The sequence below is a fragment of the Nonomuraea mesophila genome (assembly GCF_004352805.1).
Lineage (GTDB): Bacteria > Actinomycetota > Actinomycetes > Streptosporangiales > Streptosporangiaceae > Nonomuraea > Nonomuraea longispora.
The window spans coordinates 1-22,453 of sequence record NZ_SMLD01000156.1; the positions used below are offsets into that span (position 1 = coordinate 1).

General features: G+C 68.3%; 21 protein-coding genes and 1 pseudogene. 18 read left to right on the forward strand and 4 right to left on the reverse strand.

Annotated elements, in window-relative coordinates; translation table 11 throughout:
* Window positions 1–389 precede the first annotated feature (389 nt).
* Both E1295_RS37890 and E1295_RS37895 read right to left on the reverse strand, forming a co-directional pair.
* Window positions 390–824 carry a methyltransferase domain-containing protein gene (locus tag E1295_RS37890; protein ID WP_132638380.1) on the reverse strand — a complete coding sequence of 145 codons (435 nt, stop codon included), beginning with the start codon at window positions 822–824 and terminating at the stop codon, window positions 390–392.
* Window positions 825–1,046: 222 nt separating this feature from the next.
* Complete coding sequence (locus E1295_RS37895; RefSeq protein ID WP_425465385.1) at window positions 1,047–1,625, reverse strand: DUF6461 domain-containing protein; 579 nt, start codon at window positions 1,623–1,625, stop codon at window positions 1,047–1,049.
* 219 nt (window positions 1,626–1,844) lie between these two features.
* Between E1295_RS37895 and E1295_RS52265 the strand changes: the two are divergent.
* Window positions 1,845–2,060, forward strand: a pseudogene (locus E1295_RS52265) (response regulator transcription factor); the annotation flags it as partial.
* A gap of 36 nt (window positions 2,061–2,096) precedes the next feature.
* Here E1295_RS52265 and E1295_RS37905 read toward each other — a convergent pair.
* A complete protein-coding gene (locus E1295_RS37905) occupies window positions 2,097–2,492 on the reverse strand; it encodes a sensor histidine kinase (protein ID WP_132638384.1) in 396 nt (131 codons plus the stop codon).
* A gap of 126 nt (window positions 2,493–2,618) precedes the next feature.
* On the reverse strand, window positions 2,619–2,822 hold the full coding sequence (locus tag E1295_RS37910; RefSeq protein ID WP_281284796.1) for an ATP-binding protein: 204 nt from the start codon (window positions 2,820–2,822) through the stop codon (window positions 2,619–2,621).
* Window positions 2,823–3,146: 324 nt separating this feature from the next.
* Between E1295_RS37910 and E1295_RS37915 the strand changes: the two genes are divergently transcribed.
* Genes E1295_RS37915 through E1295_RS37995 form a run of 17 tightly spaced genes read left to right on the forward strand, consistent with a single transcriptional unit; the run spans window position 3,147 to window position 21,947 of the window.
* On the forward strand, window positions 3,147–4,601 hold the full coding sequence (locus E1295_RS37915) for a glycosyltransferase family 2 protein (protein WP_132638386.1): 1,455 nt from the start codon (window positions 3,147–3,149) through the stop codon (window positions 4,599–4,601).
* Between the two features lies 1 nt (window position 4,602).
* Window positions 4,603–5,787, forward strand: a complete 1,185-nt coding sequence (locus tag E1295_RS37920) for a radical SAM protein (RefSeq protein ID WP_132638388.1) — start codon at window positions 4,603–4,605, stop codon at window positions 5,785–5,787.
* A complete protein-coding gene (locus E1295_RS37925) occupies window positions 5,788–7,758 on the forward strand; it encodes a DegT/DnrJ/EryC1/StrS family aminotransferase (protein WP_132638390.1) in 1,971 nt (656 codons plus the stop codon).
* Window positions 7,755–8,600, forward strand: a complete 846-nt coding sequence (locus tag E1295_RS37930) for a phytanoyl-CoA dioxygenase family protein (RefSeq protein ID WP_132638392.1) — start codon at window positions 7,755–7,757, stop codon at window positions 8,598–8,600. Before E1295_RS37925 ends, E1295_RS37930 begins: the two co-directional genes overlap by 4 nt.
* Window positions 8,600–9,391, forward strand: a complete 792-nt coding sequence (locus E1295_RS37935; protein WP_132638394.1) for a class I SAM-dependent methyltransferase — start codon at window positions 8,600–8,602, stop codon at window positions 9,389–9,391. The genes E1295_RS37930 and E1295_RS37935 overlap by 1 nt, the downstream gene beginning before the upstream one ends.
* Window positions 9,384–10,391 carry an aminoglycoside phosphotransferase/kinase family protein gene (locus E1295_RS37940; protein WP_132638396.1) on the forward strand — a complete coding sequence of 336 codons (1,008 nt, stop codon included), beginning with the start codon at window positions 9,384–9,386 and terminating at the stop codon, window positions 10,389–10,391. The genes E1295_RS37935 and E1295_RS37940 overlap by 8 nt, the downstream gene beginning before the upstream one ends.
* Window positions 10,388–11,449, forward strand: a complete 1,062-nt coding sequence (locus E1295_RS37945) for a thioesterase domain-containing protein (RefSeq protein WP_132638398.1) — start codon at window positions 10,388–10,390, stop codon at window positions 11,447–11,449. Before E1295_RS37940 ends, E1295_RS37945 begins: the two co-directional genes overlap by 4 nt.
* Complete coding sequence (locus tag E1295_RS37950) at window positions 11,449–12,174, forward strand: TylF/MycF/NovP-related O-methyltransferase (RefSeq protein WP_132638400.1); 726 nt, start codon at window positions 11,449–11,451, stop codon at window positions 12,172–12,174. The genes E1295_RS37945 and E1295_RS37950 overlap by 1 nt, the downstream gene beginning before the upstream one ends.
* Window positions 12,175–12,184: 10 nt before the next feature.
* Window positions 12,185–13,510 (forward strand): condensation domain-containing protein, encoded by a 1,326-nt coding sequence (locus E1295_RS37955; protein WP_166427614.1) that lies wholly within the window; start codon window positions 12,185–12,187, stop codon window positions 13,508–13,510.
* A gap of 8 nt (window positions 13,511–13,518) precedes the next feature.
* Window positions 13,519–14,511 carry an NAD-dependent epimerase/dehydratase family protein gene (locus E1295_RS37960; RefSeq protein ID WP_166427615.1) on the forward strand — a complete coding sequence of 331 codons (993 nt, stop codon included), beginning with the start codon at window positions 13,519–13,521 and terminating at the stop codon, window positions 14,509–14,511.
* Window positions 14,498–15,187, forward strand: coding sequence for a PIG-L deacetylase family protein (locus tag E1295_RS37965; protein WP_165959691.1), 690 nt, complete (start codon window positions 14,498–14,500; stop codon window positions 15,185–15,187). Before E1295_RS37960 ends, E1295_RS37965 begins: the two co-directional genes overlap by 14 nt.
* A gap of 48 nt (window positions 15,188–15,235) precedes the next feature.
* Window positions 15,236–15,781, forward strand: coding sequence for a phosphopantetheine-binding protein (locus E1295_RS37970; protein WP_132638406.1), 546 nt, complete (start codon window positions 15,236–15,238; stop codon window positions 15,779–15,781).
* Window positions 15,778–17,220, forward strand: a complete 1,443-nt coding sequence (locus E1295_RS37975) for a class I adenylate-forming enzyme family protein (RefSeq protein WP_166427616.1) — start codon at window positions 15,778–15,780, stop codon at window positions 17,218–17,220. Before E1295_RS37970 ends, E1295_RS37975 begins: the two co-directional genes overlap by 4 nt.
* On the forward strand, window positions 17,204–19,162 hold the full coding sequence (locus E1295_RS37980; protein ID WP_132638411.1) for an ABC transporter ATP-binding protein: 1,959 nt from the start codon (window positions 17,204–17,206) through the stop codon (window positions 19,160–19,162). Before E1295_RS37975 ends, E1295_RS37980 begins: the two co-directional genes overlap by 17 nt.
* Window positions 19,163–19,188: 26 nt before the next feature.
* Entirely contained in the window at window positions 19,189–20,949 is a 1,761-nt protein-coding gene (locus tag E1295_RS37985; RefSeq protein ID WP_166427617.1) for an ATP-binding cassette domain-containing protein, read from the forward strand.
* Between the two features lie 17 nt (window positions 20,950–20,966).
* Window positions 20,967–21,680: a tyrosine-protein phosphatase gene (locus tag E1295_RS37990; RefSeq protein ID WP_132638415.1), complete on the forward strand. Its 714-nt coding sequence runs from the start codon at window positions 20,967–20,969 to the stop codon at window positions 21,678–21,680.
* A 9-nt stretch (window positions 21,681–21,689) separates the two neighbouring features.
* Window positions 21,690–21,947: a phosphopantetheine-binding protein gene (locus tag E1295_RS37995; RefSeq protein ID WP_132638417.1), complete on the forward strand. Its 258-nt coding sequence runs from the start codon at window positions 21,690–21,692 to the stop codon at window positions 21,945–21,947.
* The last annotated feature ends 506 nt before the right edge of the window (window positions 21,948–22,453 follow it).

Consider the following 22,453-nt stretch of genomic DNA (forward strand, 5'->3'; position numbering starts at 1 on the left):
CGCGCACCGTTCGGTCGACGCCGACGACCTGGTGGGGTTGTGCCAGGCCATCGCGGCGCAGGAGGGCGTCGCCGAGCGGAGGTGCCGGTTCGTACGGACAACGCGGTGACCGCGTCCGCCGTCGGTCTCGCTCCGCCCGATGCAAGACAGATCGGTCCGCTTTTCCGTGCCCTGGAAAACGTCGAAGAGCGAGTCAAGGATGACGATGCAGTCCGAGTGATCTACGAGTGCAGGAATGACGCAGACCTGTCTGCAGACGATTTCCATCAGCTCAACTGTCACATGACTGATATAAATGGACGCTTTATTGTTTCAGCGGCTTCTCGGAGTCAACCGCACCGGTCTTCCGACCTCGATAGGGTACGAAACCCATGCAGCGATCCATCGGCTCAAATCCGCGGGATGGGCAGTTCACGAATCGGATCGCCACCGTCGATGAAAAGCCGGGCCTGTGCCGTGGTCGCTGCGGCGATGCGCTGGAGCACTCGCTGACCAACCTCGGGATGCCGCCCGTCGAGGGCTCCAACGCGAACGGCGAAAACGATGTCGTACGGCTCTTCGTGAGCCCGCAGGACGAAGTCTTCGCCCGCGACCTGGCGGACGCTCATGCGGTCGGACGTTATCTCGTCTGTCGCAGCGGCTTCTGCCTGGGCGATGGCGGCAGCGGACCTGTCGATGGCCAGGATGTGGCCGGTGGTGAGCCGGGCTGCGACCGCTCGTGCGGCGGCCCCCGGCCCGCACCCGATTTCGAGGACACGCGAGTGCGGCTGAAGGGGAAGCGCATTCACGACCGCAGCGAGGCGGGGCGACAGACGTGTCGGCATGAACGGAAGACTAAACGACGGTCGGCCTGTGCGGGTTCGTCGAATTCACGCTCGGTTGAGGCGCCCGCGTCCGCGCCGGGTGCGGCGCAGCGGGTGCGCAGATCGGAGGCGGCTTGCCGTGGCGGGCCTGTATTGTTCGGGCTCGGGTCCTCAAATCGCAGGCCCTCATGAGGAGGAGCTTTTTCGCCTCATCGCTTGAACGCCCCCACATGGTGATCATACTCAGTCCGGATCCTCCCACATCAGCCATCGGTGCCGACGGTTCAGCCAGGTGCCGTCGAGACGCTCATGAGTTAACCGCTCGCAGACTGTGAGGGCGGACGCCTTTATGATGGAATCATTCCCGGTGAATTCCAGGCCCTCAAAATAGGGGTCCAGCTCGCTGCTCTCCATGGGCGACTTGTGTGAATAATCCCGAAGTCGTAGGTCTGCGACCATCTGAGAGTGGACGACATAGCTCAAATTGTATGTTCCGTGGCCGCATAACACGCTGATCGCTCGATCGGACTGCGACAGACGCTGTAACACGTGCCACAGGTTTCCTTTGTAGCCGTCGGGCTCTACGGTTACTACCCACTTGCCCAGTTCGCCCACGATGGCCGTGCATCCGATGCCAGCGGCCTCGAACGCCTCGTAGCTTTCCTCAACCGCTTCTGGGTAAGTGTAGTAGAGGCCGGTGCCGAGGTCGCCGAAGACTGCGGCTACCTCGTCGATGCCGAGGCCGTGAGAGAAAGTGATGCTCATGGATTCGGAGAACCACTCCGACACAATGTTGCGATAATCGTAATGAGCGTCTTGCATCGTATTTCGATCCGTCCGAGTGGTGCCGCCCGGCCCATGAACTATCGAGCTCTTTCCAACCTGACGGCTCTGGTCACGAGGGGTTCACGGAGAGCGGTGGCGGATGGAAGGAGGCTCCCGGTAAGACCGTAGTCGACCAAGATCCGATGCCAGGACGAACTGGGTTTCGCTGCCGTCGACGTACAGGTCGGCGCCGGCATCTCAGATGCCGGTCAGTCCTTGCTCGGCCACGGCCTGTCGAACCCAGAGATCGCGGCGCAGCTGCAGGTCAGCGAGCACACAGTCAAGACGCACGTCAGCGCCGTGCTGAGCAAGCTCGGCCTGCGTGACCGGGTCCAGGCCGTCATCGCACGATCGTCTGTGGCCCGTCGCCCGTCTCGGCCACGACCCGCATGTCCGGCTGGGACTGCACGATCAGCGCGAATCCGCTCCTGACCAGTTCCTGGTCGTCGGCCACCACCACGCTGATCGTCATGTCCGCTTCCCGACCGGCAGCCTGATCTCCACCTCGAACCCGGTCCGGCCCGCTCCGTGGATGAGGGCGCCGCCGCAGGCCGCGGCCCGCTCCCGCATGCCGTTCAGGCCGTGGCCGCTCGTGAGCCTGCCTTCGCGAGCGAGCCTGCGGCCGTTGTCGGAAATCATGATCACCACCTCGCCGTCCTTCCAGTCGAACCGGACCTCCCCGGCAGTGGCCTGCGCGTGTTCGACCATGTTCGTGAGCGCCTCCTGAACGATGCGGTAGGCCGCCGCCTCGGTGCCCGCGGGCAGGGCGGCCGGAGTGCCGGTGACGGTCAGCCGGACGGCGGGGCCGGTCGCCGAGACGCGCGCGACCAGCTGCGGCAGGCCGTCGAGGGAGGGGTGGGCCACAGGGGAACGGTCGCCGGATGCGGGCCCGTTCCCGCTCGGTGGCCCGCTCCGCCTCCAGCGCGGCGTAGCGTCGGTGCCGCACCACGGATCGGCCCCAGGACATAGGCGGCCACGGCGGTCAGCGCGCTACGTACGAACGTGTCGGGCGAGACCGCGAACGCCGGCTGGGAGCAGGCCGATGTCGTCGATGACGATCAGGTCGGCGCGGCAGATGCGGGTGACGGTGCGCGCGATCGAGTCGTCGACCTTGGCCTTGCCGATGGTGGCGGTGAGGGATTCCAGGGTGAACCAGGCCACTCGCAGGTCTTTCTCAATCGCGGCGTGATCCAGGGCTTGCCGTGCCGGTCAAACCGTGGCTGCCGTGCGATCAGGCCGACATCGGTCGCCACCGTCTCGCTGCGGGTGCCGTTGTGGCTGTGAATCGTGGACACCACGGTGACCACATGACCGGTTCCACGGATCCAACCTGGCTATACCGAGGCGCATACCGCCGACATACCCAAAAAATACCGGCTCTCCTTATCTTCAAGTTCAAGTCGCTCCCGGGCGGTGCGCGTGGAGAAAGCCTACTGTGCTCGCCTCGACAACGGGCAGTTGGACGACGCAGGCCATAACGCTGCCTACTTCGATTGCAACGGACTTGTTGGAGCTCTCATGAGAGGTGACGTGGACGTTTCTGTTGTAACGGCGGTACACAATCGTGGTGTCGCCGCACGAAATGTTCTCCGCAGTTTGGCGTGTCAGACTCTTCCCCCGGAAGCGTTCGAGGTGGTGTTCGTCGACGACGGTTCCGAACGACCGCTGGCTGAGGAACTCGCCGCGGAAATGGCGACGCTGGAGCCGACGTTCAAGCTCCGTGTTCTCCGGCACGACACGGCAAGGGGCGTGCAGGAAGCGAGAAACGCCGGAGCCGCGCAGGCCGACGGCAACGTGCTCGTCTTCCTGGACGCCGATTGCCTGGCGCACCCCGGGTTGCTGCAGGCCCATCTGGACGCGCACACCGGGCGTCAGGTGGCGGTATGCGGTTACACGAGCGTGCGTGAGTTGACTCCGGCCAGTTGGAGGCTGCTGCTGGGCGACGACTGGGACTTCGGCGATCCGGTCGGCGTCGCCGACCGGATGGAGCGGACGCCGCTGCTTCACGATCCGTTGTGCGAACTGCTGGCCGATCCGCGACCCAGTGACTGGGCCTTCTTCTGGACCCACAACGTGAGCATCCCTCGCTGGGCTTTCGAGCAGGTGGGCGGGTTCAAGAGCGACTTCCCCGCCAAGGGGGTCGAGGACATCGAGATGGGTTATCGGCTCGCACGTGCGGGTCTACCGACCGTTTTCGCGCCGGCCGCGAAGGCGGTGCATCAGCCTCATGACCGGCTTCGCGGACGAGACATCGTCCAGGACCGGCACAACGAGCAGATCCTGGTGGATATGTATCCGACGCTGGAGGTCGAAGCGGTATGCAGCTACGACATCGTGCGGTCGCGCGAGCTCGTGCCGGCGATCCAGCGCTTCGCCCGGGCGCTGGACCCCGCCACGTCGGACTGTGCGCGGCTCGAGGAGCTTCCCGGGGTTTGCGCGCGGATCGCCACCGCCGGGAACGTCCTGGTAATGGGAGATCCGGCCGGCTGGCCGACCGGTCTCAGGCCGCCTGACGCGATCTGTTTTCCGGTAGATACCCGGGAGCGGCCCGAGCCGGGCCGGGAAACCGCACGGTTGCCGCTTCTCGGCACCCGCATTCCGTATCCGGACGATCATTTCGAGCTCGGGTTGGTGACCGACTACTGGCGGAGCTTCCCCGAGCGGACGCTCAGCCGGATCCTTTCGGAACTGGCCCGCACCTGCCGGAACGTGGTGCTGCTGTCCGGCGTCAGTGCCGCGCCCCTTCAGCAGGCCGATCCCGCGCTGGCGGCGGCCCTTGACGCGTACGACCACCCCTATTGGGAGTTCACGGTACGGCTTCGGCGCGAACTGCACGAGTTTGAGATCGTCGAACGGGAACGTGCGGGCACCACGGCGGCTTTCGACCTGTGTGAGCGGCTCTGGGAGACCTCGGATCTGCGTACGGCGATCAGCGCTCCGCCGTCGCGACGTCCCGCGCAAGCGAGTGCGTGACGTGGAGCCCGAACGCGATCCCCGCTTCGATGATCTCAAGCTCGCCAACCGCGACCGCAACATCGCGGAGTTCGAGGAACGTGCCACCGTTCTGAGCAGCCTGCCACGGGTACTGTTCCTCGAACTGACCGAGAACTGCAACCTGTCGTGCGCGATGTGCCGCTCGGGCGGCCCGTTCGACCGTTCGCGCAATATGTCCATGGAGCTGTTCGACCAGGTCGCCGAGAAGCTGTTCCCCACGGCGGAAATCGTGGACCTGCGAGGTTGGGGCGAGAGCACGATTCTGAAGCGCTTCCCGGATTTCGTGGACCGGGCGGTCGGCTACGGCTGCCGGGTCCGGCTGGTGACCAACCTGTCGGTGACCAACGAGCGGATGTGGCGCCGGATGGTGCGACAGGGGGTGAGTATCACCGTCTCGCTGGACGCGGCGACCGCCGAGACGTTCGCCGCGCTGCGCGGCGGCGCCCGGCTGGACGCGGTTCTCCGTAATCTGGAGGCGATCGTCGACGAGTCGGCCCGGCTGGGGACCGGGACGGACACCATCGTCCTGAACGTCGTGGTGCAGAGCCCGGCTCTGGCGGAATTGACGGACATTGTGGCGCTGGGTGAACGGTTCGGGGTGCGGGTCAACCTGAACGTGGTGAGCCTCGAGCCGGACGACCCCGGCAATCTCCGCTTTCACCGTGCGACACTGGCCGACGCTCTGCACGACACGGCAGCGGCCGCGGCGGCCAGCGGCGTCGAGGTGCAGCTGAACACCGCGCTTGACCCGGACTGGGCGGACCCGTCGCGCGCCGACAAGACGTGTACGCACCCCTGGATGTACTTCTACGTCAACCACCGCGGGCAGACCGGCTTCTGCGACCACCTTATCGGCGCGCCCGGCACCCGCTACCTGATCGGTGACCTGCGCAGGACAGGCTTCGGTGAGATTTGGAACGGGTCCCGCTACCAGCGCCTGCGTGCCGAGCACGCCTCCGGCGCGGAGCGGATCTCGGACGACTTCGAGGAGTGCCGATGGTGTTACCACAACCGGTACACCGATTTCGACGAGCAGACCTATCCGCCCTACGCTCAGCACCGGGTATTGCTGAACCCCGCCCACTGCGCCGCCTTCCTGCCGGCCAGGTCCGATGGCGAGGTGCCCGGCCCGAGCAGGCGGCAGCTCCCTCTGGCAGGTGAGTAGATGACCGAGGGACCAGACTTGCGCTGGCCCTTGTGGCCGGAGATCGATGACCTCAGCGCGCAGTCGATCCAGGCGGCGCTGCTGAGCGGACGCCTCGCGGTCAGCGGGCCTCCGAGCCGCTGGCCGTCCAGGAACGTGATGGCGGCCGAAGCACTGGCCAGGCTCACGAACCGCCGTCACGTCACCTTGACGTCCAGCGGTTCCAGCGCGATCGTCATCGCCTTGCAGGCCGCCGACGTGGGGCCCGGCGACGTGGTGCTGCTCCCCGCCTCGACCTGGGTGGCGTGCGCCACCGCCGTGCTGCGGGTTGGCGCGGTGCCTGCGTTCTTCGACGGCACGGCCGATTCCCCCTGCCTGGTCGGGCACAGCCCGGTCGATGCGCCGCGCGCGGTGCTCGGCGTCCATCTCTACGCGCAGCACTGCGACGTCGCCGCGCTCCGCAGGCGCTTTCCCGGCGCCGTGCTGATCGAGGACGCCTCCCACGCCCAGCTCGCCGAGAGCGCGGACGGGAGGGTGGCCGGCTCGCTCGGCGACATCAGCATCATGAGCACCCAGGCGACCAAGATCCTGGCCACGGGAGAGGGCGGTGTGGTGCTCACCGACGACGACGAGCTGGCCTCCCGGATCGAGTCGCTGGTGATGGATTCGCGGCGAAGAATGGCCGAGCCGGCGCCCCACTCGCTCAACGAGCTCGAACCTGCGAATCAGCAGCACGGAGCCAACCACGCGATGTCGGAACTCTCTGCGGCGCTGCTGCTTGACCAGCTCGCCCGGCTGCCGGGCCAGGCGCAGCGCCGCGCCAGAGGGCTCGGGCACCTGCTCGACCGGCTGACCGATGCTGGCTGGGAGGTGCTCGCGGACGAGGGCGCTTCGCGTTCGGGCAACTTCTACGGCGTCGTGGTACGGCTGCCCGAGCATGAGCCGGAAGCGGATTCTTTCGTCTCCAAGGTACGCCGCACCTGCGGGGCCGTCCTTGACCGGGTGTATCCGCCGCTGCCGGAAGGGCCGCTGTACCGGCCGGCGACAGTGAAGCAGTACGGCGAGATCGGGGGGTTGACCGGACCGTTGGACAGGGCCAGACACTGGCACGAGCGGCACGTCGTCATTCCGCATCACGTTTTCCTGGCGGGCCAGTCCTCGCTGGACGCGCTCGGCGCGGCCATGACCGCAGGCGTACGACGGCCCAAGGCCGCGCGGGGACGCCGCCCGCTCGTCGAGGTGGTCGTCGTGACCCGGGGAGATCGCCCGGAATTCCTGGCAGCCGCACTGGAAAGCGTCGCCGCGCAGCAGGACGTGGAGGCCGACATCTCATTGACCGTGTGGCTCGACAAGGGAACCGGCGCAACAGAGACGGTCCGGCTGCCCGCTGTGCTCGACGGCGTCCGGCTCACGACGGTCGGCCACGCGGGCGCCGTCCCCGCCGAACCGTGGACGCGGGTGGCGACGCTGCGGCAGTTCGCCATCGACCGCCGGATCGGCGACTACCTGACTTTCCTCGACGACGACAACACCTGGGAACCTGACCATCTCGCGGGCCTGCTGGCCCTGGCCGGGCGCGGTTATCCGGCCGTGCACTCCTGGCGCCGTATGGTCGGCGCGGACGGGAACCCGGTCTTGGTCGACCGTTTTCCCTGGCTGCCGCCGGGGAACAAGGCCGTTCAGCGGCTCGCCGAACTGGCCTCCGCGGGGATCATGTGCGCGGAGAGCAGCGTGATCAGGGACGTCGTCCGACGTCCCGACGGCGGGGTGGGCATGGTCGACATGGGAGAGTGGCTCTTCGACTCGAGGGTCCTGCCGTTGCTGCGCATCGCTACCCCTCGCTCGGCCGCCGAGGCGGAGGAGCGTGTCGGCGAGGACGACCTCATCCTGCGGCAGATCGTCCGGCTCGGCGTTCCCACGGCGTCCACTGAACGGGAGACGCTTCGTTACCGCCTCGGCGGCATGTCAAACCCGGAGCTGGCGACGAGATGAGCATCGAGCGACAGAACGGGCAGATCAGGCGCAACGCCGATTTCTTCGCCACCCACGGTTTCTGCGTGTGGCGCGGGCTGTTGGCGGCGGCCGAGGTCGAGGGGCTGCGCCGGGAGGTGAACGACGCGCTGGCTGCGAACCACGCTCTACCCGACGCCCCGATCGCTCGCGCCACCGGCACCGAGGGCTACTACGTGCCGATGATGGGTGATCGCACGCCCCTGAGCCGGAGACTGCTCACCGAGCGTCTCCTGCCGGCTGCCGTCGGGCTCCTCGGTACGCCGGTGCTGCCGAAACCCGCCAAGGGAATCCTCTACCGCGACTCCTCACCCTGGCACCAGGACTCGGCGGACACCTCGTTGACCGCGGTCAAGATGGTGACCTACCTGGAGCCGCTGACCGCCGCCGACGGTGCCCTGCAGGTGCTGCCAGGCAGCCACCGGGGCTCGTACGGCCAAGCTCTGACCGAATACCGGCGCCGGTGGCCGGCGGCCGAGCCGCTGTTCGACGAGCGCGCGGAAGCCGCGATGTGGCCCGGTGTCCCGATCGCGACGGACCCCGGCGATGTGATCGCGTTCGACGTCCATCTTTGGCATGCCAGCATCGGCGGCCGGGATCGGCGGCAGTGGAGCGTCTCCTATGCGGCGGATCCGGTCGACGACGTCGGCGAGGCGGCCGTACGCGACTATCTGCTGTCGTTCTTGGACGTCGGACATTCTTACGACCCTGTGGCGTATCCGTACTTCGACCCGGACTGGGCGCATCCGCCCAGGCCGGCGTTCGCCGATCGCATGGCGGAGCTGCTGTCGTCCAGCCAGGCACCTGGGAGGCCAACCACCTGATGAGCACGTTGCTCGATTTCTACGACCCCTTTCTCTACGAATTGAACGTGGGCCACGCTCCCCGCGTCGGGGATGTGTATTGCAAGGAGTTGTCGTCGCTGCCGCCCGGCTCTCGGGTGCTCGACCTCGGATGCGGGACGGGCGACATCCTGGTCCCGCTGGCAGTGGAGGGCGCCGAGGTGATCGGCGTCGACAGTTCACCTCGCATGCTGGAGCATCTGGCGCGTCGGCTGGCCACGCTGCCGGACGAGGTAGCCGCCCGGGTGCGCCTGGTGGAGAGGACGGTGCCCGCGCTGCCGGCGATGGACCGGGCCGACGCGGCCGTCCTGGCCAACGACTTCGTTTCCCACCTGCTCAGCGACACCGAACTGGACGAGCTGTTCCGCAACGTACGCCGGGTGCTGAAGCCGGACGCCATTCTGCTGCTCGACGTCGAACGGTTCGACGTCGCCTTCCTCGGATCGCTCACCGGGTCCGGTGGCGGGCTCACCCGTACGCACGGCTTCTTCGACTATCCGGACGGGCGACTGCTCAGAGTGGACGAACAGTCGGCGTACGACGAGGCGACCGGGATCATCACGAGTACGTTCGGATACCAGATCCTGGACGGACAAGGCATGGTCGAGTCCACCACGTACAGGACTCTGCGCATGTGTCCCCGGAGGATCCGGGAGATCACCGTGGCGCTCCAGCTCGCCGGATTCGACATCACCGAAGTACGGGCGGACGCGTTTCCTGCGGAGCTCGACCACATCCTGATCTCAGCGCGGGCTAGGGCCGAGCATGACTGAACGATCGCATGAGGAGCTGGCTTCCGTGCTTTGCGACCTGTTCGGGCTGGAAGCGGCCGGTGCGGACGTCACCCCGGTCGGCCGCGGCGCGATGGGACAAGTCTGGCGCCTGACAGTGAGCGGCGCGTCGTACGCCGTCAAGGAGCATCTCTGGGGCGTGGACGAGCGCGCCGTGGCCCGCGGCGCGGCGTTCCAGCGGGCGGCCGACGCCGTCGGCGTGCGCTCGCCGCGCAACGTTCCCACCCCGGGCGGCGGGCTGGTGGGTCACCTGCCGGAGGCTCTGGGCGGCAGCGGCGTCCGCCTCTATGAATGGCAGGAGGGGCCAGCCGCGCGCCCGGACGCGGCGGAAACGCCCCAACGCCTGGGCAAGCTGATGGCGCGCCTGCACGGACTGGCCCTGGAAGCCAAGGACCCGCCGGAGCCCTGGTACGAGACCGTCGACGAGGTGGACTGGGAATACCTGGCCGGCGCCCCAGCGGCGCGCCAACCGTGGCAGGAGCAGCTGGTGGAAGCGCTGCCCGGCCTGCGGAGCCTGGCGGCGCTGGTGACGCCCTCGAAACCGGACGACCGAATCTTGTGCCACCTGGACGTCCAGTGCTCCAACGTGGTGGACACCGATCGCGGCTGGGTCCTGCTGGACTGGGACGACACCGGCGCCGGATGCGCCGATCGGGAGATGGCCATGGCCCTGCTGCGCTGGTTCGCCTCCGACGGCGTCGACGGGGACGCGATCGGCAGGACGATGACCGCCTACCGCGAGGCGGGCGGAACCGCGGTTCTGGATCCTGAGCGCTCGTTCGCCATGCACGCCGCGAGCTGCCTCAACTTCGTCGCCGCACAGGCGCGGCTCGCGCTGGACGACGCCCACGCCGAACATCACGCCGACGCCGAGGAACGCCTCACCAACGTGCTGACGGCCCTGCCGGATCTCGCGACCTACCGCGAGGTGGCGCGCTTCTCGACGTCCTGTGGCGGCGGAAACGGGGGCGCGGCGACATGACCGGCTACTACCAGGGCCGCTTCCGCGACCAGTGGGAGGCGGTAGCTGCGGAGATCTTCGCCGACGAGCTGGGTCAGTCCACGGTGACGCCACGTACGGGCCTGCGCGGCGGCACCGGCTCCGCCGAGCGGATCGCCGCGAAACTCGGCGCCGCGACAGGCCTGCAGCTGACAGCGGACCTGGTGCGCCGCCACGATACGGTACACGCGCTCGGCAGCTACCTGCGGACCCACGCCCGGCGCGACCTCTGCGTGCAGTTGCTGCCGGACGACAGGGGCCCGCGGCCCAAGCTCTTCTACGTCCACTCGGCTTCGGGCAACGCGTTCGCGATCTGGGCGCTGCGGAGCCTGCTGCCCCTCCCGCTGTCAGGTGTGCGGGCGGCGGGCCTGTACGGCGAACGCGACATCCCGCGCACCATCGCGGAGTTCGCCGACGTCTACCTCGACGAGGTCCGTGACGCGCAGCCCGAGGGCCCGTATCTGCTGTGCGGATTCTCCGGCGGCGGGTCGATCGCGTTCGAGCTGGCCCGCAGGCTGCACGCACAAGGCGCGCACGTCGGGCTCCTGGCGTTGATAGACGCACCCCCTCCGGTGTTCGGATCCGCCGCGGTTCCGGACGAGAGCGCCTTGATGGAGGATCGCCTGCGCGAGCTGTTGCGCCGCGTCGAGGGCCGGGTGCGAGAGCACGCCGATGCCGGTGACCCCGAGGTGGTCGACGTCCTGCAAGCCGGGGACGCTCTCGCCAAGGACATGGGGAGCGACGCGCTGCGCCGGCAGCTGACGGTGTACGCCCGGCTGATTCGCGCGTGCGCGGCGTACCGGCCTGCCCGCTATCCCGGCGTGGTGCACTACTTCGCGGCCGAGGCCACACCGGAGCACGTCGAACAGTGGAAACCGTACGCCGGCGCGCTGCACACGTACCGGCTCGACGCTGACCACTACGAGTACGAGATCTTCGCCCATCCGGATTTCCGCGAGGTGTTCGCCGGCCTCACCGGTGACGCGCTGCGACGGGCGGGGACCGGGCGGGACGCCGCTTCTGGAAACGGCGAGCGGTGATGAGGAGCGCGCTCTTACACCAGCTCAGGAACGCTTACAGGGGCCTGCCCAAACCGGCCAGGCACTTCCTCAGGGAGATCACCACCGGCCGGCCCTTCGTCACGCTGTCCCCCCATCTGCCGATCGCCATCCACGGCGCCTTCCAGCGGATGAGCGAGCGCTCGGAGGACGCGTTCGCGGACGGCGCGTACTACGAGTTCGGTGTCTACCGCGGGTACAGCCTGTGGTTCGCCGAGCAGATCTCCCGCGAGTACGCCGGGGCGAACTTCACATGTCTCGGCTTCGACTCCTTCCGCGGCCTTCCCGCTTCCACGGTGGACGGCTCCGTCTACGACACCGGGGACTTCGCCGCGGGTTATGACGAGGTTGTCGCGAACCTGCACGCGCACGGCGCCGACTTCCAGCGGCTGCGGCTCTTCCAGGGGTTCTACGGCCAGGAGCTGTTTGAGGACCTCGCCCGTGACTACGACTTCCCGCCGGCCGCCATCTGCACGATCGACGTGGACATCTACGAATCCTGCCTCGAGGTGCTGCGCTTCTTGCACGACCGGTTGCGGGTCGGATCGATCATCATTTTCGACGACTACAACGATATGGGAGCCAGTGACGAGCACGGTGAGAGACGTGCGCTTCAGACGTATCGGCTCGCGCATCCGACCTTCTCGCTCCGTCATCTCCGGGATGTCGGTCCCGAGGCCGCGGTATTCGAAGTAACAGCGATCTGAGAGAGGCATTGTGGACACGTCGTACGAGATCCCGTTCGCCGGGCTCGCTTGCGAAACCGGCCCGCTGACCTGGGCTCAGCGTCACATCTGGACCATACAGAACGCTCATCCGCACAACCGTTCACAGTTCCACCTCTGCCACCTCTGGCGCGTTCCTTCCGGCACCGCCGAACGAGACCTGCTGTCCGCCATGGGGCGACTGGTGGAGCGTCATCAGGCACTGCGCACGCGCCTGCCGGGCTCACCCGGCGTTCTCACCCAGGAGGTGCACGGTGATGGCGTGTTCGTCGTCCCGGTACGGGAGGTGGCGACCGCGGAACAGAGCCAGGACGACCTCTACGAGCTGGCGGAGGAGCTGATAGGCGATGACTTCGTGTGGGACGAGGAGTTTCTGGCGAGATTCGCGATCCTGACCGTCCGCGGGACACCCGTTTGGGTTCTGCTGGTCACGTCGCACATGATCACGGACGGGCTCGCCTGCGCGATTCTGAAGCGCGAGTTCCTGGCGCTGCTGGACGGGCCGTCCACGCTGCCCGCCCCCACGAGTCAGCCCATCCAGTGGGCGGCCGACGAGCGAAGCCGGCGCGGCGCGGAGACCAGCAGCCGCAGCGCCACGTACATGCGAGAGGTGCTGCGGAAACACCCGCGCCGGCTGTTCGGCGAGGCCAGGCCGCCCGCCGGCGCGAACCGCCCTGCCACGAACGGCGGCTTTCCCGTCGTCCTGGGGCACGGCCCTATGCTGGGCGAACACGTGCGGCGGCTGGCGGCACGCTGGAAAACCTCGGAGACTTCGGTCGCCGTGACGGCGCTGGCGAAAGCGTGCGTCGAGCACACAGGAATCGACTCGTTCCCGCTGGGAGTGACCTGCTCCAACCGGCAACTGCCCAAGTCCGCCGGATATGTGGGCATGCTTGCCCAGAACAGCCTGATCGGGGTCGATGTCTCTAGCAGCACGCCGGCTCGCATGGCCGACCAGATGCGTAGGTCCCTCCTGGCCGCCTCCGCGCATTCCGTCTTCGACCAGGATGAGTTGGGCGAGGTCCTGGCGGAGGCCGGCGTCGACGACGACTATGTGGGATTCGGCGCCGTAGGGCATTTCGTGAACTACATGCGCCTGGATCCCAGCCCCACGGCGGAGCAACGGGTGCAGTTCCCGTCGATCCGGATCGAGGAGGGCAACCCCGCTGACTACCGGATCCCCAGCTTCGGCGTGGTGTTCACCTCGGTTGCGGACGACCTGGGGGTGCGCATGTTCGCTGACCCCGCCGTCGTACCCCCGGATCTGGCCCGATCCGTCATCCGGTCATGTCTCGAAGCGCTGCAGTCATTCGACTAGGAGGTCACGTGGATGAGGTTGTCATCACCGGCGGGCTTGGCTTCATCGGTTCCCATGTCGCCGACGCCTACCTGTCGGCGGGATACCGGGTTCGGGTGATCGATTCGGCCATCGGGGCGGTGATCGACGGTTCCGACTACGCGTCGAACGCGTGCTACAAGCTGGTACGGGAACCCGTCGAGGACTATCTGGCCGGCGGCGGCACGTTCAATGGCGTGGACCGGGTGATCCATGCCGCCTCGCACGTCGGCCCCGCCGGGATTCTGCCCCGGGCGGGCACGCTCGGATACGACATCGTCGCTAGTTCCAGCGCCGTCGTGGAGGAGTGCCTGGCGGCCGACGTCCCGTTGTGCGTCTTCAGCTCGGCGGAGGTCTACGGCCGCAGCGGGATCTTGGACGAGCGTGACCCCCTCCGGGTACCCACGGCCTACAACGCCAGGATCGAGTACGGGGTCGCCAAGGCCGTGGTCGAGGCAATGACGGTCAACAGCATGGCCCGAGGGCTGCGGGCGGTGGTGATTCGCCCCTTCAACGTCGCGGGGCAGCGGCAGTCGCGTGCGGGGGGCTTCGTGATGCCCACCTTCGTGCAGCAGGCGCTCGCCGGACGACCCCTGACCGTCTTCGGCGACGGGAAGCAGATACGGGCGTTCACGGCCGCCGACGACCTCACACACTTCGTCCTCGACTACATGGACGCCGCGATTGACGTCGGCGAGCCGATCGTCAACATCGGCAATCCGGCCAACCGCACGACGATCGGCGGGCTCGCGGAACGGGTGCGCGACCTGCTCGGCAGTGACTCGCCCATCCTGCACACCGACGGACGGCGCCTGCACGGCGACGCCTACGCCGAGGCGGAGTCGTTCGAGAAGATGCCGGCGCTGCACGCGGCGACCACCCTGGGGTGGAAGCCGTCGGTCGGCCTGGACGATCTCATCAGAGCCACGGCGGACTACTACGGGAGCCGCGAGGATGTCAGGGGCCGTCATGCGCCGCTTTGACCGTGTACTGCTGGTCTCCCCGCACGCCGACGACGAGGTGCTCGGCTGCGGCGGGCTCCTCGCCAGGCTGGCCGACGACGGCTGCGAGGTACACGTGCTCTACCTGGCCGTGGACGGCATGAACCACTACGGCCTGACGCAGCCGACGACGTTCGTCCAGCGGACGGCCGAGATCGAGGAGGTGAGCCGGCTGCTCGGGTTCGGCTACGAGATCGCGTACGGGGACCGGCAGCTTACCGAGCGCCTGGACACAGTCGGCCTGCGCGAGCTGGTGGACCTGCTGCAGGAGCGAATGGACCGGTTACGTCCCGACCTCCTGCTGCTGCCCAGCGGCGACGACTACGACCAGGACCACGCGGCCACCTTCCGGGCCGGGTTCGCCGCGGCCCGGCCGATCGGCAGCCAGTTCGGCAAGTGGCTGGTCCCGCACGTGATGGCGTACGAGATGACCAAACTGCAGTGGGCCGCCGACCCGATGGGCAGAAGCACGGCCTTCGTGGATATCTCCGCCCACCTCGATCGCAAGCTGGAGGCGCTCGCGGCCTACGCGACGCAGGCCAGGCCCAGCCCGCACATCCGCAGCGGAGAGGTGGTCTCCGCGCTCGCGCGCATGCGCGGGGCGGAAATCGGCGTGCACGGTGCCGAGGCCTTCGAGGTGCACAGGACGGTCCTGTAGACCGGCCGGTACCCCGCAACATGTCAGCCAACACGTGGGAGGTTAGCGATGTCCATCTCCGGCGCCGTGGACGCCATCGAGGTACTCAGGCGACACCCGGATGTCGTCGACGCGATTCTGGTGGATGTGGAGATCCACGGCAGGACCGCCTCGATCGCCGCCGTCCACGTCAGCGACTACTGCAGCCCGCAACTGCTGCGCGAGCATGTCCACGAGTCGCTCGACGGGACGGGCAAGGCGATCGACGGGGTCTGGGTGGCCGAGGTGACTGACCGCCGGGCGCCTGGGGACTGGGAGGCCGACCTGAGGGCGATCCACGAGCACGCGGAAGAGGTGATCTTTGTCGCGCCCCTGGGTCCTCTTGAGGTACAGCTCGCCGCGCTCTGCGCGGAGGTCTTAGGGCTGTCACGCGTCGGCGCCACGGACGACTTCATGGACCTCGGCGGCGATTCGCTGAGCGCCGCCAGGCTGCTGGCCGCCCTCCAGGATCGGTGGGCCGTCACGATCGACGTCTTCGAGCTGCTGGAGGCCTCGACCCTACGCGGGCTCGCGCAGCTCGTGCGCGAGCGGGAAGCCGGGACGGAGCGCGGGTGATCACCCTTCACCGGCGGCTGAGGCAGCTCGGACAGACGCAGGGCGACTCGCCGGCGGTCATCACGGCCGCCCAGGACGGTAGTCGCGAGGAACTGAGCTGGGCCGACCTGTCCGACCGTGTCCTCGCCTTCGCCGGCCGCATGCGCGCGGCGGCCGATCCCGGTACGGTCGTCGCCGTCCCGGCGTACCGCAACCTCGACGGCGTCTGCCAGGTGCTGGCCGCGTTGTGCGCCGGCCTCATCGCCCTCCCCTACGAACCGTCGATACCGTCCGCGGAGCTGGAACGGCAGTTCTCCGCGGTCCGCGACCGCCTAGCCGAGCCGGTGCCCGCGCCCGACCTCCTGCGGCGGGCATCGGGGCTCGCCGCCGACCTGTCGCCCGCCGCGGGCGAGGGAGGGTACGTCCTGGTGACCGGAGGCTCGACCGGCGTGCCGAAACCGGTGCTGAGGGCCGGCATGCCGTTCTTCCACCCGGACAAAGGGCCGTCGTTGCTGCTGCAGACGGCCGGATGGCGGCTCGGGCAGACCCATCTGGTCGTGGGCTCGCTCGCCCACGCGGCGCCGTTCAACCACCTGCTCGAAGGCACACTGAGCGGCAACACGCTGGTGCTGCCCGAGTTCTTCCTCCCCGGCCCGATTCTGGAGCTCATCGAACGGCACCACATCGACTGGATCCAGCTCACTCCCACGCACATGCGGATGCTGGAACCGGCCCTGAACGGACGACCGGACGCCCTGCGGCGGGTGAGCGGCGTGCTGCACACGGCGGCGCCGTGCCCCGCCGACACCAAACGGGCCTGGATCGAGGCGGTGGGTCCACAGCGGCTCTTCGAGATGTACGCCGCCACCGAGGACATCGGGCAGACGCTCTGCCGGGGCGACGAATGGCTGGCCCACCCCGGCACCGTCGGGCGCGGTTTCCTGACCCGGATCAGAATCTACGACGACGAAGGGCGTCTCCTTCCGCCCGGTCAGGTCGGCACCGTACACATGCGCGGCCTTCCTGGGAACCAGTCAGGGCGCGGCACGATCAGGCCGGGCAGGCCGGGGCGCGGAGGATTCCTTACCGTGGGCGACCACGGCTCCCTCGACGAGGACGGGTACCTTTACCTGTCCGGCCGCAGCGATGACCTGGCCATCGTTGGCGGCGAGAACGTCTACACGGAACATGTCGCCGCGGTGATCATGTCTCATCCGGGGGTCGCCGACGCCGCCGTGGTGGCGATGCCCGACGACGTACTCGGCGCACGCCTGATCGCCCTCGTCGTCCGCGCGGACCATGAGCCGCCGACCGGGAGAGAGGTCCTCGATCACTGCCGCGACCGGCTCGCCAGCCATCAGCTGCCGGGGGAGGTGCGGATGGTCGAGGACCTCGGCCGCCTGCCCAATGGGAAGCTGCCTCGCGAAAAGCTGAGGAGGATCGGTGCGCAACCCATTTGAGAGGCTACCCTCACCGGGGCTGGACCCGCGGTTCGCCGTCGGGGCGACGAGCTGGCCGGACCTGCGGCGGCTACTGGCCGAGCGGCGACGGCTGGCGCGGCTGCTGCCGTTCGGCGGGACCAGGAACGTCACCGCCTACTGCGTCCTTCTGCTGCTCGCGGCCCTGGCCCCGTCGGCCATGGCCCTGCTGACCGGACAGCTGGTCACGGCGACGGCCGCCCCGAGCTCGCCTGGCCCATGGGCACCGGGCACGCTGCCGCTGCTGGTGGCGATCGCCGTCGTCTATGTCGTGCAGCAGAGCGCCGAGGCCGGGCAGCAGGTCCTCCGGGTCGCTATAGCGCGGCGCATCGACGGCACCGTACGGGCCCGCGTACGCGAGCTGACCCTGCAACCGAGCGGGCTCTCGCATCTCGAACAACCGGACCTGCAGGACGACCTGAACCGGCTGTGGGACACCGGAGGGATGATCAACCGCACCAGAAGCCCGGGCACCGCCACCGCAGGAATCGTCGTGGCGGGATTTCAGATCCTCGGGGCGCTGGTGGCGACGGCCGTCGTCTTCACTTTCTCGCCCTTGCTGGCGATCGGCCTGCTGGTGGCGACTCTGCTCATCCGTGCGATCAACCGCCGCCAGTGGCACTATCTCACCGATGTCGCCGATGGACGGGCGCGATACCGCCGCCAGGTGAACGAGTGGTCGGAGCTCGCCGCGGGTCCTGCCGCCGCGAAGGAGGTTCGTCTGTTCGGGCTGGGCGCGTGGGCGACCGCGCGCCGCAGGCGATCGGCGCTTGCGTGGGCCGGACCGATCTGGGCGGTGCGGCGCGACATCCTACGCAAACAGGGGACGACGATGGTCCTGTCCGTTGGCGCGGGTTTCGCCGGCCTGGCCGTACCGGGTCTGGCGGCCGCGTCCGGCGGGATCGGGATCGATGACCTGGTCGTCTACTTGGTGGCGGTGTGGGGGATCTTCTCCGCCCGCGACGTCGGGACGGACGGTTTCGACATCGAGTACGGCCTGGGCGCCATCCGTGCCCTCGACCGCCTGATCGAAAGGTACGAGCGCCTCGGGGCGGAGTGGGGCGCCCGGCCGCGGCCCACGGCGGTGCTTCCCGGCGGCTGCGGGGACCCGCCTGCCGCCCCGCATATCCGCTTCGAGGACGTCCGCTTCACCTATCCGGGAAGCCCGCGGCCGACGCTGAACGGTGTGAACCTGACCATCGAGCCGGGCGAGCTCCTGGCAATCGTCGGGTACAACGGTGCCGGCAAGACCACCCTCATCAAGCTGCTCAGCGGCCTCTACCGTCCGTCACGCGGCCGGATCGTCGTGGACGACACAAACCTGGCCGACCTTGACGAAGGCGAGCTGTCCGCCTGGCGGCGGCGCATGACCGTCCTGTTCCAGGACTTCGTCCGCTACCCGGGCAGCATCGCGGACAACATCACCCTGTCCGCGCCCGAGTCGCTCGACCTCGAGCGCGAGGCCGCTGGGCGAGCCGTCGCCGACGCCGCGGGCAGAGCCGGCATGGACGACCTGCTCGCCTCGGCCCCCGAAGGGCTGGAGACCCGGCTGCGAGAGGGAGGAGCCGGCTCGCTCGGTCTGTCAGGCGGGCAATGGCAACGGCTCGCGACCGCCAGAGCGCTGTTCGCCGTGGGGCGCGGCCGGCGGCTGTTGGTGCTGGACGAGCCGACCGCGCACCTGGACGTGCGGGCCGAAGAGGCGTTTTTCGACCAGGTCGTCCGCGAGGTACGCGGCGCGTCGGTGGTGTTGATCTCGCACCGGCTCTCCACGGTCCGCCACGCGGGCCGGATCGCGTTGCTGCGGTCGGGGAGGATCGCCGAGATCGGCACCCACGAGGAACTACTGGACCGGGACGGCGACTACGCCAGGCTTTTCCGCCTGCAGGCTGGCCGGTTTCAGACCGCCCGCGGCGGTAGCTCATGAGGGGCAGGCTCACAATCCTGGCGAAGATGCTCGCCCTGTCGGTTCGCGCCGATCCCAAGGTGGCGTCGCTGGTCGGCGTCCTGGTGGTCTTCGGCGCAGGAGCGCTGGCGCTGACGGCGCTGGCGCAGCGCTGGGTGGTCGATGCGGCCGCGGGCGAGGGCCGCCTCGCCGTCGGGGTCGTGCTCGCCGCGGTCGTGGGCGCCGCCGGACTCGCGGCGATCACTATCTCGACCCATGTCCAGAACAACCTGCGCAACGATCTCAGCGACCGGGTGGAGGTCCTGCTCAACCAGGAGATCCTGACCAGCGCCTCCCGCATACCCACCATCGAGCACCTGGAGCGCCCCAAGTATCTCGATCGGCTGGCGATGTTGCGGGCCGGCGGGGCCAGCGGCACCCGGGCGCTGTCGGTTTCCTGCTGGGTCGCCGTAGAGACGGCGGCGACCCTGTTCGGCCTCGGGCTCACGGTGTTCCTTCTGGCCGACGTACATCCCGCGTTGTCGCTGCTGACTCTGCTGGGAGCCGCGCCACTCATGCTGGGCGACCGGGGCGACCGGCTGGTCCAGCGAGCCCTGGACGAGACTGCGGAAGCGGCACGGCAAGAGCAGGCGCTGCACGACCTGTGCGCGCTACCGGGCCCCGGCAAGGAGGTGCGGATCACAGGGAACGGCTGGGAGCTGAGCCGACGTGCCCGGAACCTCTGGGCGTCGGCGACACGACGGGAAGTCGCCGCCCAGGTGCGTGGAGCGGCGTGGCGGTGGGCGGGATGGATCTGTTTCATCGCCGGTCTCGTCGCAGCGCTCGGGATCACGGTGACGATGATCCGTACGGGCAGGGCCACTGCGGGCGACCTCGTCCTGATCATCGTCCTGGCCGGCCGCCTCGGCGAACAGATCGACGCGACGCTCGACGGCGTGAGCCGGCTCTCCGAAGCCGGCCGGGTGGGGCGGCACTATCTATGGCTCCAGGACTACGCGGCGGCACAGACGCGCGACGGGCGCTCGGCCCCGTACCGGCTGCGGGACGGCATCGTGCTCGACGACGTCGCTTTCACCTACGCGGGGACGCGGTCGCCTGCGTTGCGCGAGATCAACCTGCGCCTGCCCGCAGGGTCGGTGGTCGGCTTGGTCGGGGTCAACGGCGCGGGCAAGAGTACCCTGGTCAAGCTGCTCACAGCGATGTACCGGCCCACGTCCGGGTCGATCTTCGTCGACGGCGTCGAGCTCGCCGACATCGACGCCGCTGCGTGGCGGGAGCGGCTCAGCGGAGCCTTCCAGGACTTCGTCACGCCACAGCTTCCCGTGAGCGAGGCGATCGGCATCGGCGACCTGTCCCGGCTGGCGGACCGGCCGGCGGTGCTTGCAGCCGCCGAAAGGGGAGGCGCGGCCGAGCTGATCGACCGGCTTCCTCATGGACTGGACACGCAGCTCGGCCGGGCGTTCGACGGAGAGGAACTGTCGCACGGCCAATGGCAGAAACTCGCCCTCGCCCGTGCGCTGATGCGCCCTTCGCCGCTGGTGCTGGTCCTCGACGAACCCACCGCCGCGCTCGATCCCCAGGCCGAGCACGCTGTGTTCGAACAGTTCGCCGAACAGTGTGCACAGGTGTCAGCCAACGGCGGCATCGTCATTCTCGTCTCGCACCGCTTCTCGACCCTGCATCTGGCCGACCACATCGTGGTGCTCTCTGACGGCCGGGTCACCGAGCAAGGCAGTCATGCCGAGCTGCTCGCGAGCGGCGGGGAGTACGCCACGCTCTACCTCACCCAGGCCAAGGGCTACCAGTGACCACGGGAAGTGCACGGATGCGACGGGAGATCGGCTTCACCGAGGTCTTCAACTTCCGTGACGTTGGAGGCTACCCAACCATGGGCGGCCGATCGGTGCGATGGCGCAGGTTGTTCCGCTCTGACGCGCCGTCCCATCTGAGCGGCGACGATCGTACACGGTTCGGCTCGCTGGGCATTCGCACCGTGGTGGACCTGCGCCGGACGTACGAGATCGAGCGGCAGGGTCGCATGCCGGACCTCGATGGCATCGCCTACCGGCACATCGATCTCGGTCATCGAGAGTGGCAGCACGCTCCGTACCGTCCCGGCGCTGACCCGGCCCGCTATTTCGCCGATCGTTACCTCGACATGGCGGATGAGGGGGCTCATGGTCTGGCCGAGACGATCAGGGTGATTGCCGCGGAGAGCTCAGGGGCCGTCCTCGTCCATTGCGTGACGGGCAAGGACCGTACCGGAGTGGTGTGCGCGCTCGTGCTCGCGCTGCTCGGCGTACCCGATGACGACATCGATGCCGACTACGCCCTGAGCGCGCGGGCCAACGTCAGGTATGCGGCCTGGGCCCGGAGGAATCGGCAGGCCGTCCTGCCGGGATTCTCTTCGCCGCGCGGCTCCATCAGGTTGTTCTTGTCGGGACTGCGCGCCGTTCACGGTACCGTCGACGCCTACCTGATCGGCGCCGGGCTGGACGTCGGTGAAGTGGCAGCCCTCAGAACACACCTGCTCGGATGAAGGAGAAACATGGAATCTGAGTTGGAACGGTCACTGTCGCGAATCTGGGCGGAGGAGCTAGGCCTGAACGCCGCCGACCCCCACAGCGATTTCTTCGCCGCGGGCGGGACGTCGCTGCAGGCGGTCCGCCTGGCGGGCCGAGTGCGCCGCGAGTTGGGCCGCGACATGGAGATCGACACACTGGTCGAGCATCCGACGCTCGGGGCGCTGACAGCTTTCCTGGCAAGAGGAGACTCCGGGCCTGCCACGCCGAGCCGGCCAGCATAGGCCGGGCCCCGAGCGTTGCGCCGAAGCATCGTGCTCATGTGCCTGCGCGACACCTCTTCTTCCGGGAATCAGGGTTCCCCAGAGATTAGGTGTCCACCAAACCGGGCCAACCCCAATCTCTAGGCGGTTCGTAGCTTCGATCGGGCAGCTTCTGTCGCTGGGCGGGTCTGACTCACTCGAATCACGGCCCACAACTGGTTCACAGCCAGCGAGCGTCAACGAGAACGGGCGGGACTCCGTGAGACCGGAGGCCCGCCCGTTCGTACGCTGTTCGCCCTGGTCAGCGGCCGGAACCGCTGGTCAAGATCGAGTGCCCCCTGCAGTGTGCTGGTTCAGGACATAGGAAACCCATGTCGCAGGACATAGGAAACTTCAACAGGGTGTGTCTCAGGACATAGGCAACCGCCGCGATCAACAGCGTGTGCGGTGTGTCCAAGGCCAGAGTTGTCATCACCGCTGTTGTCGTCGAGGGCCGGTCCCAGGCAGAGGTCGCCCGCGCTTACGGA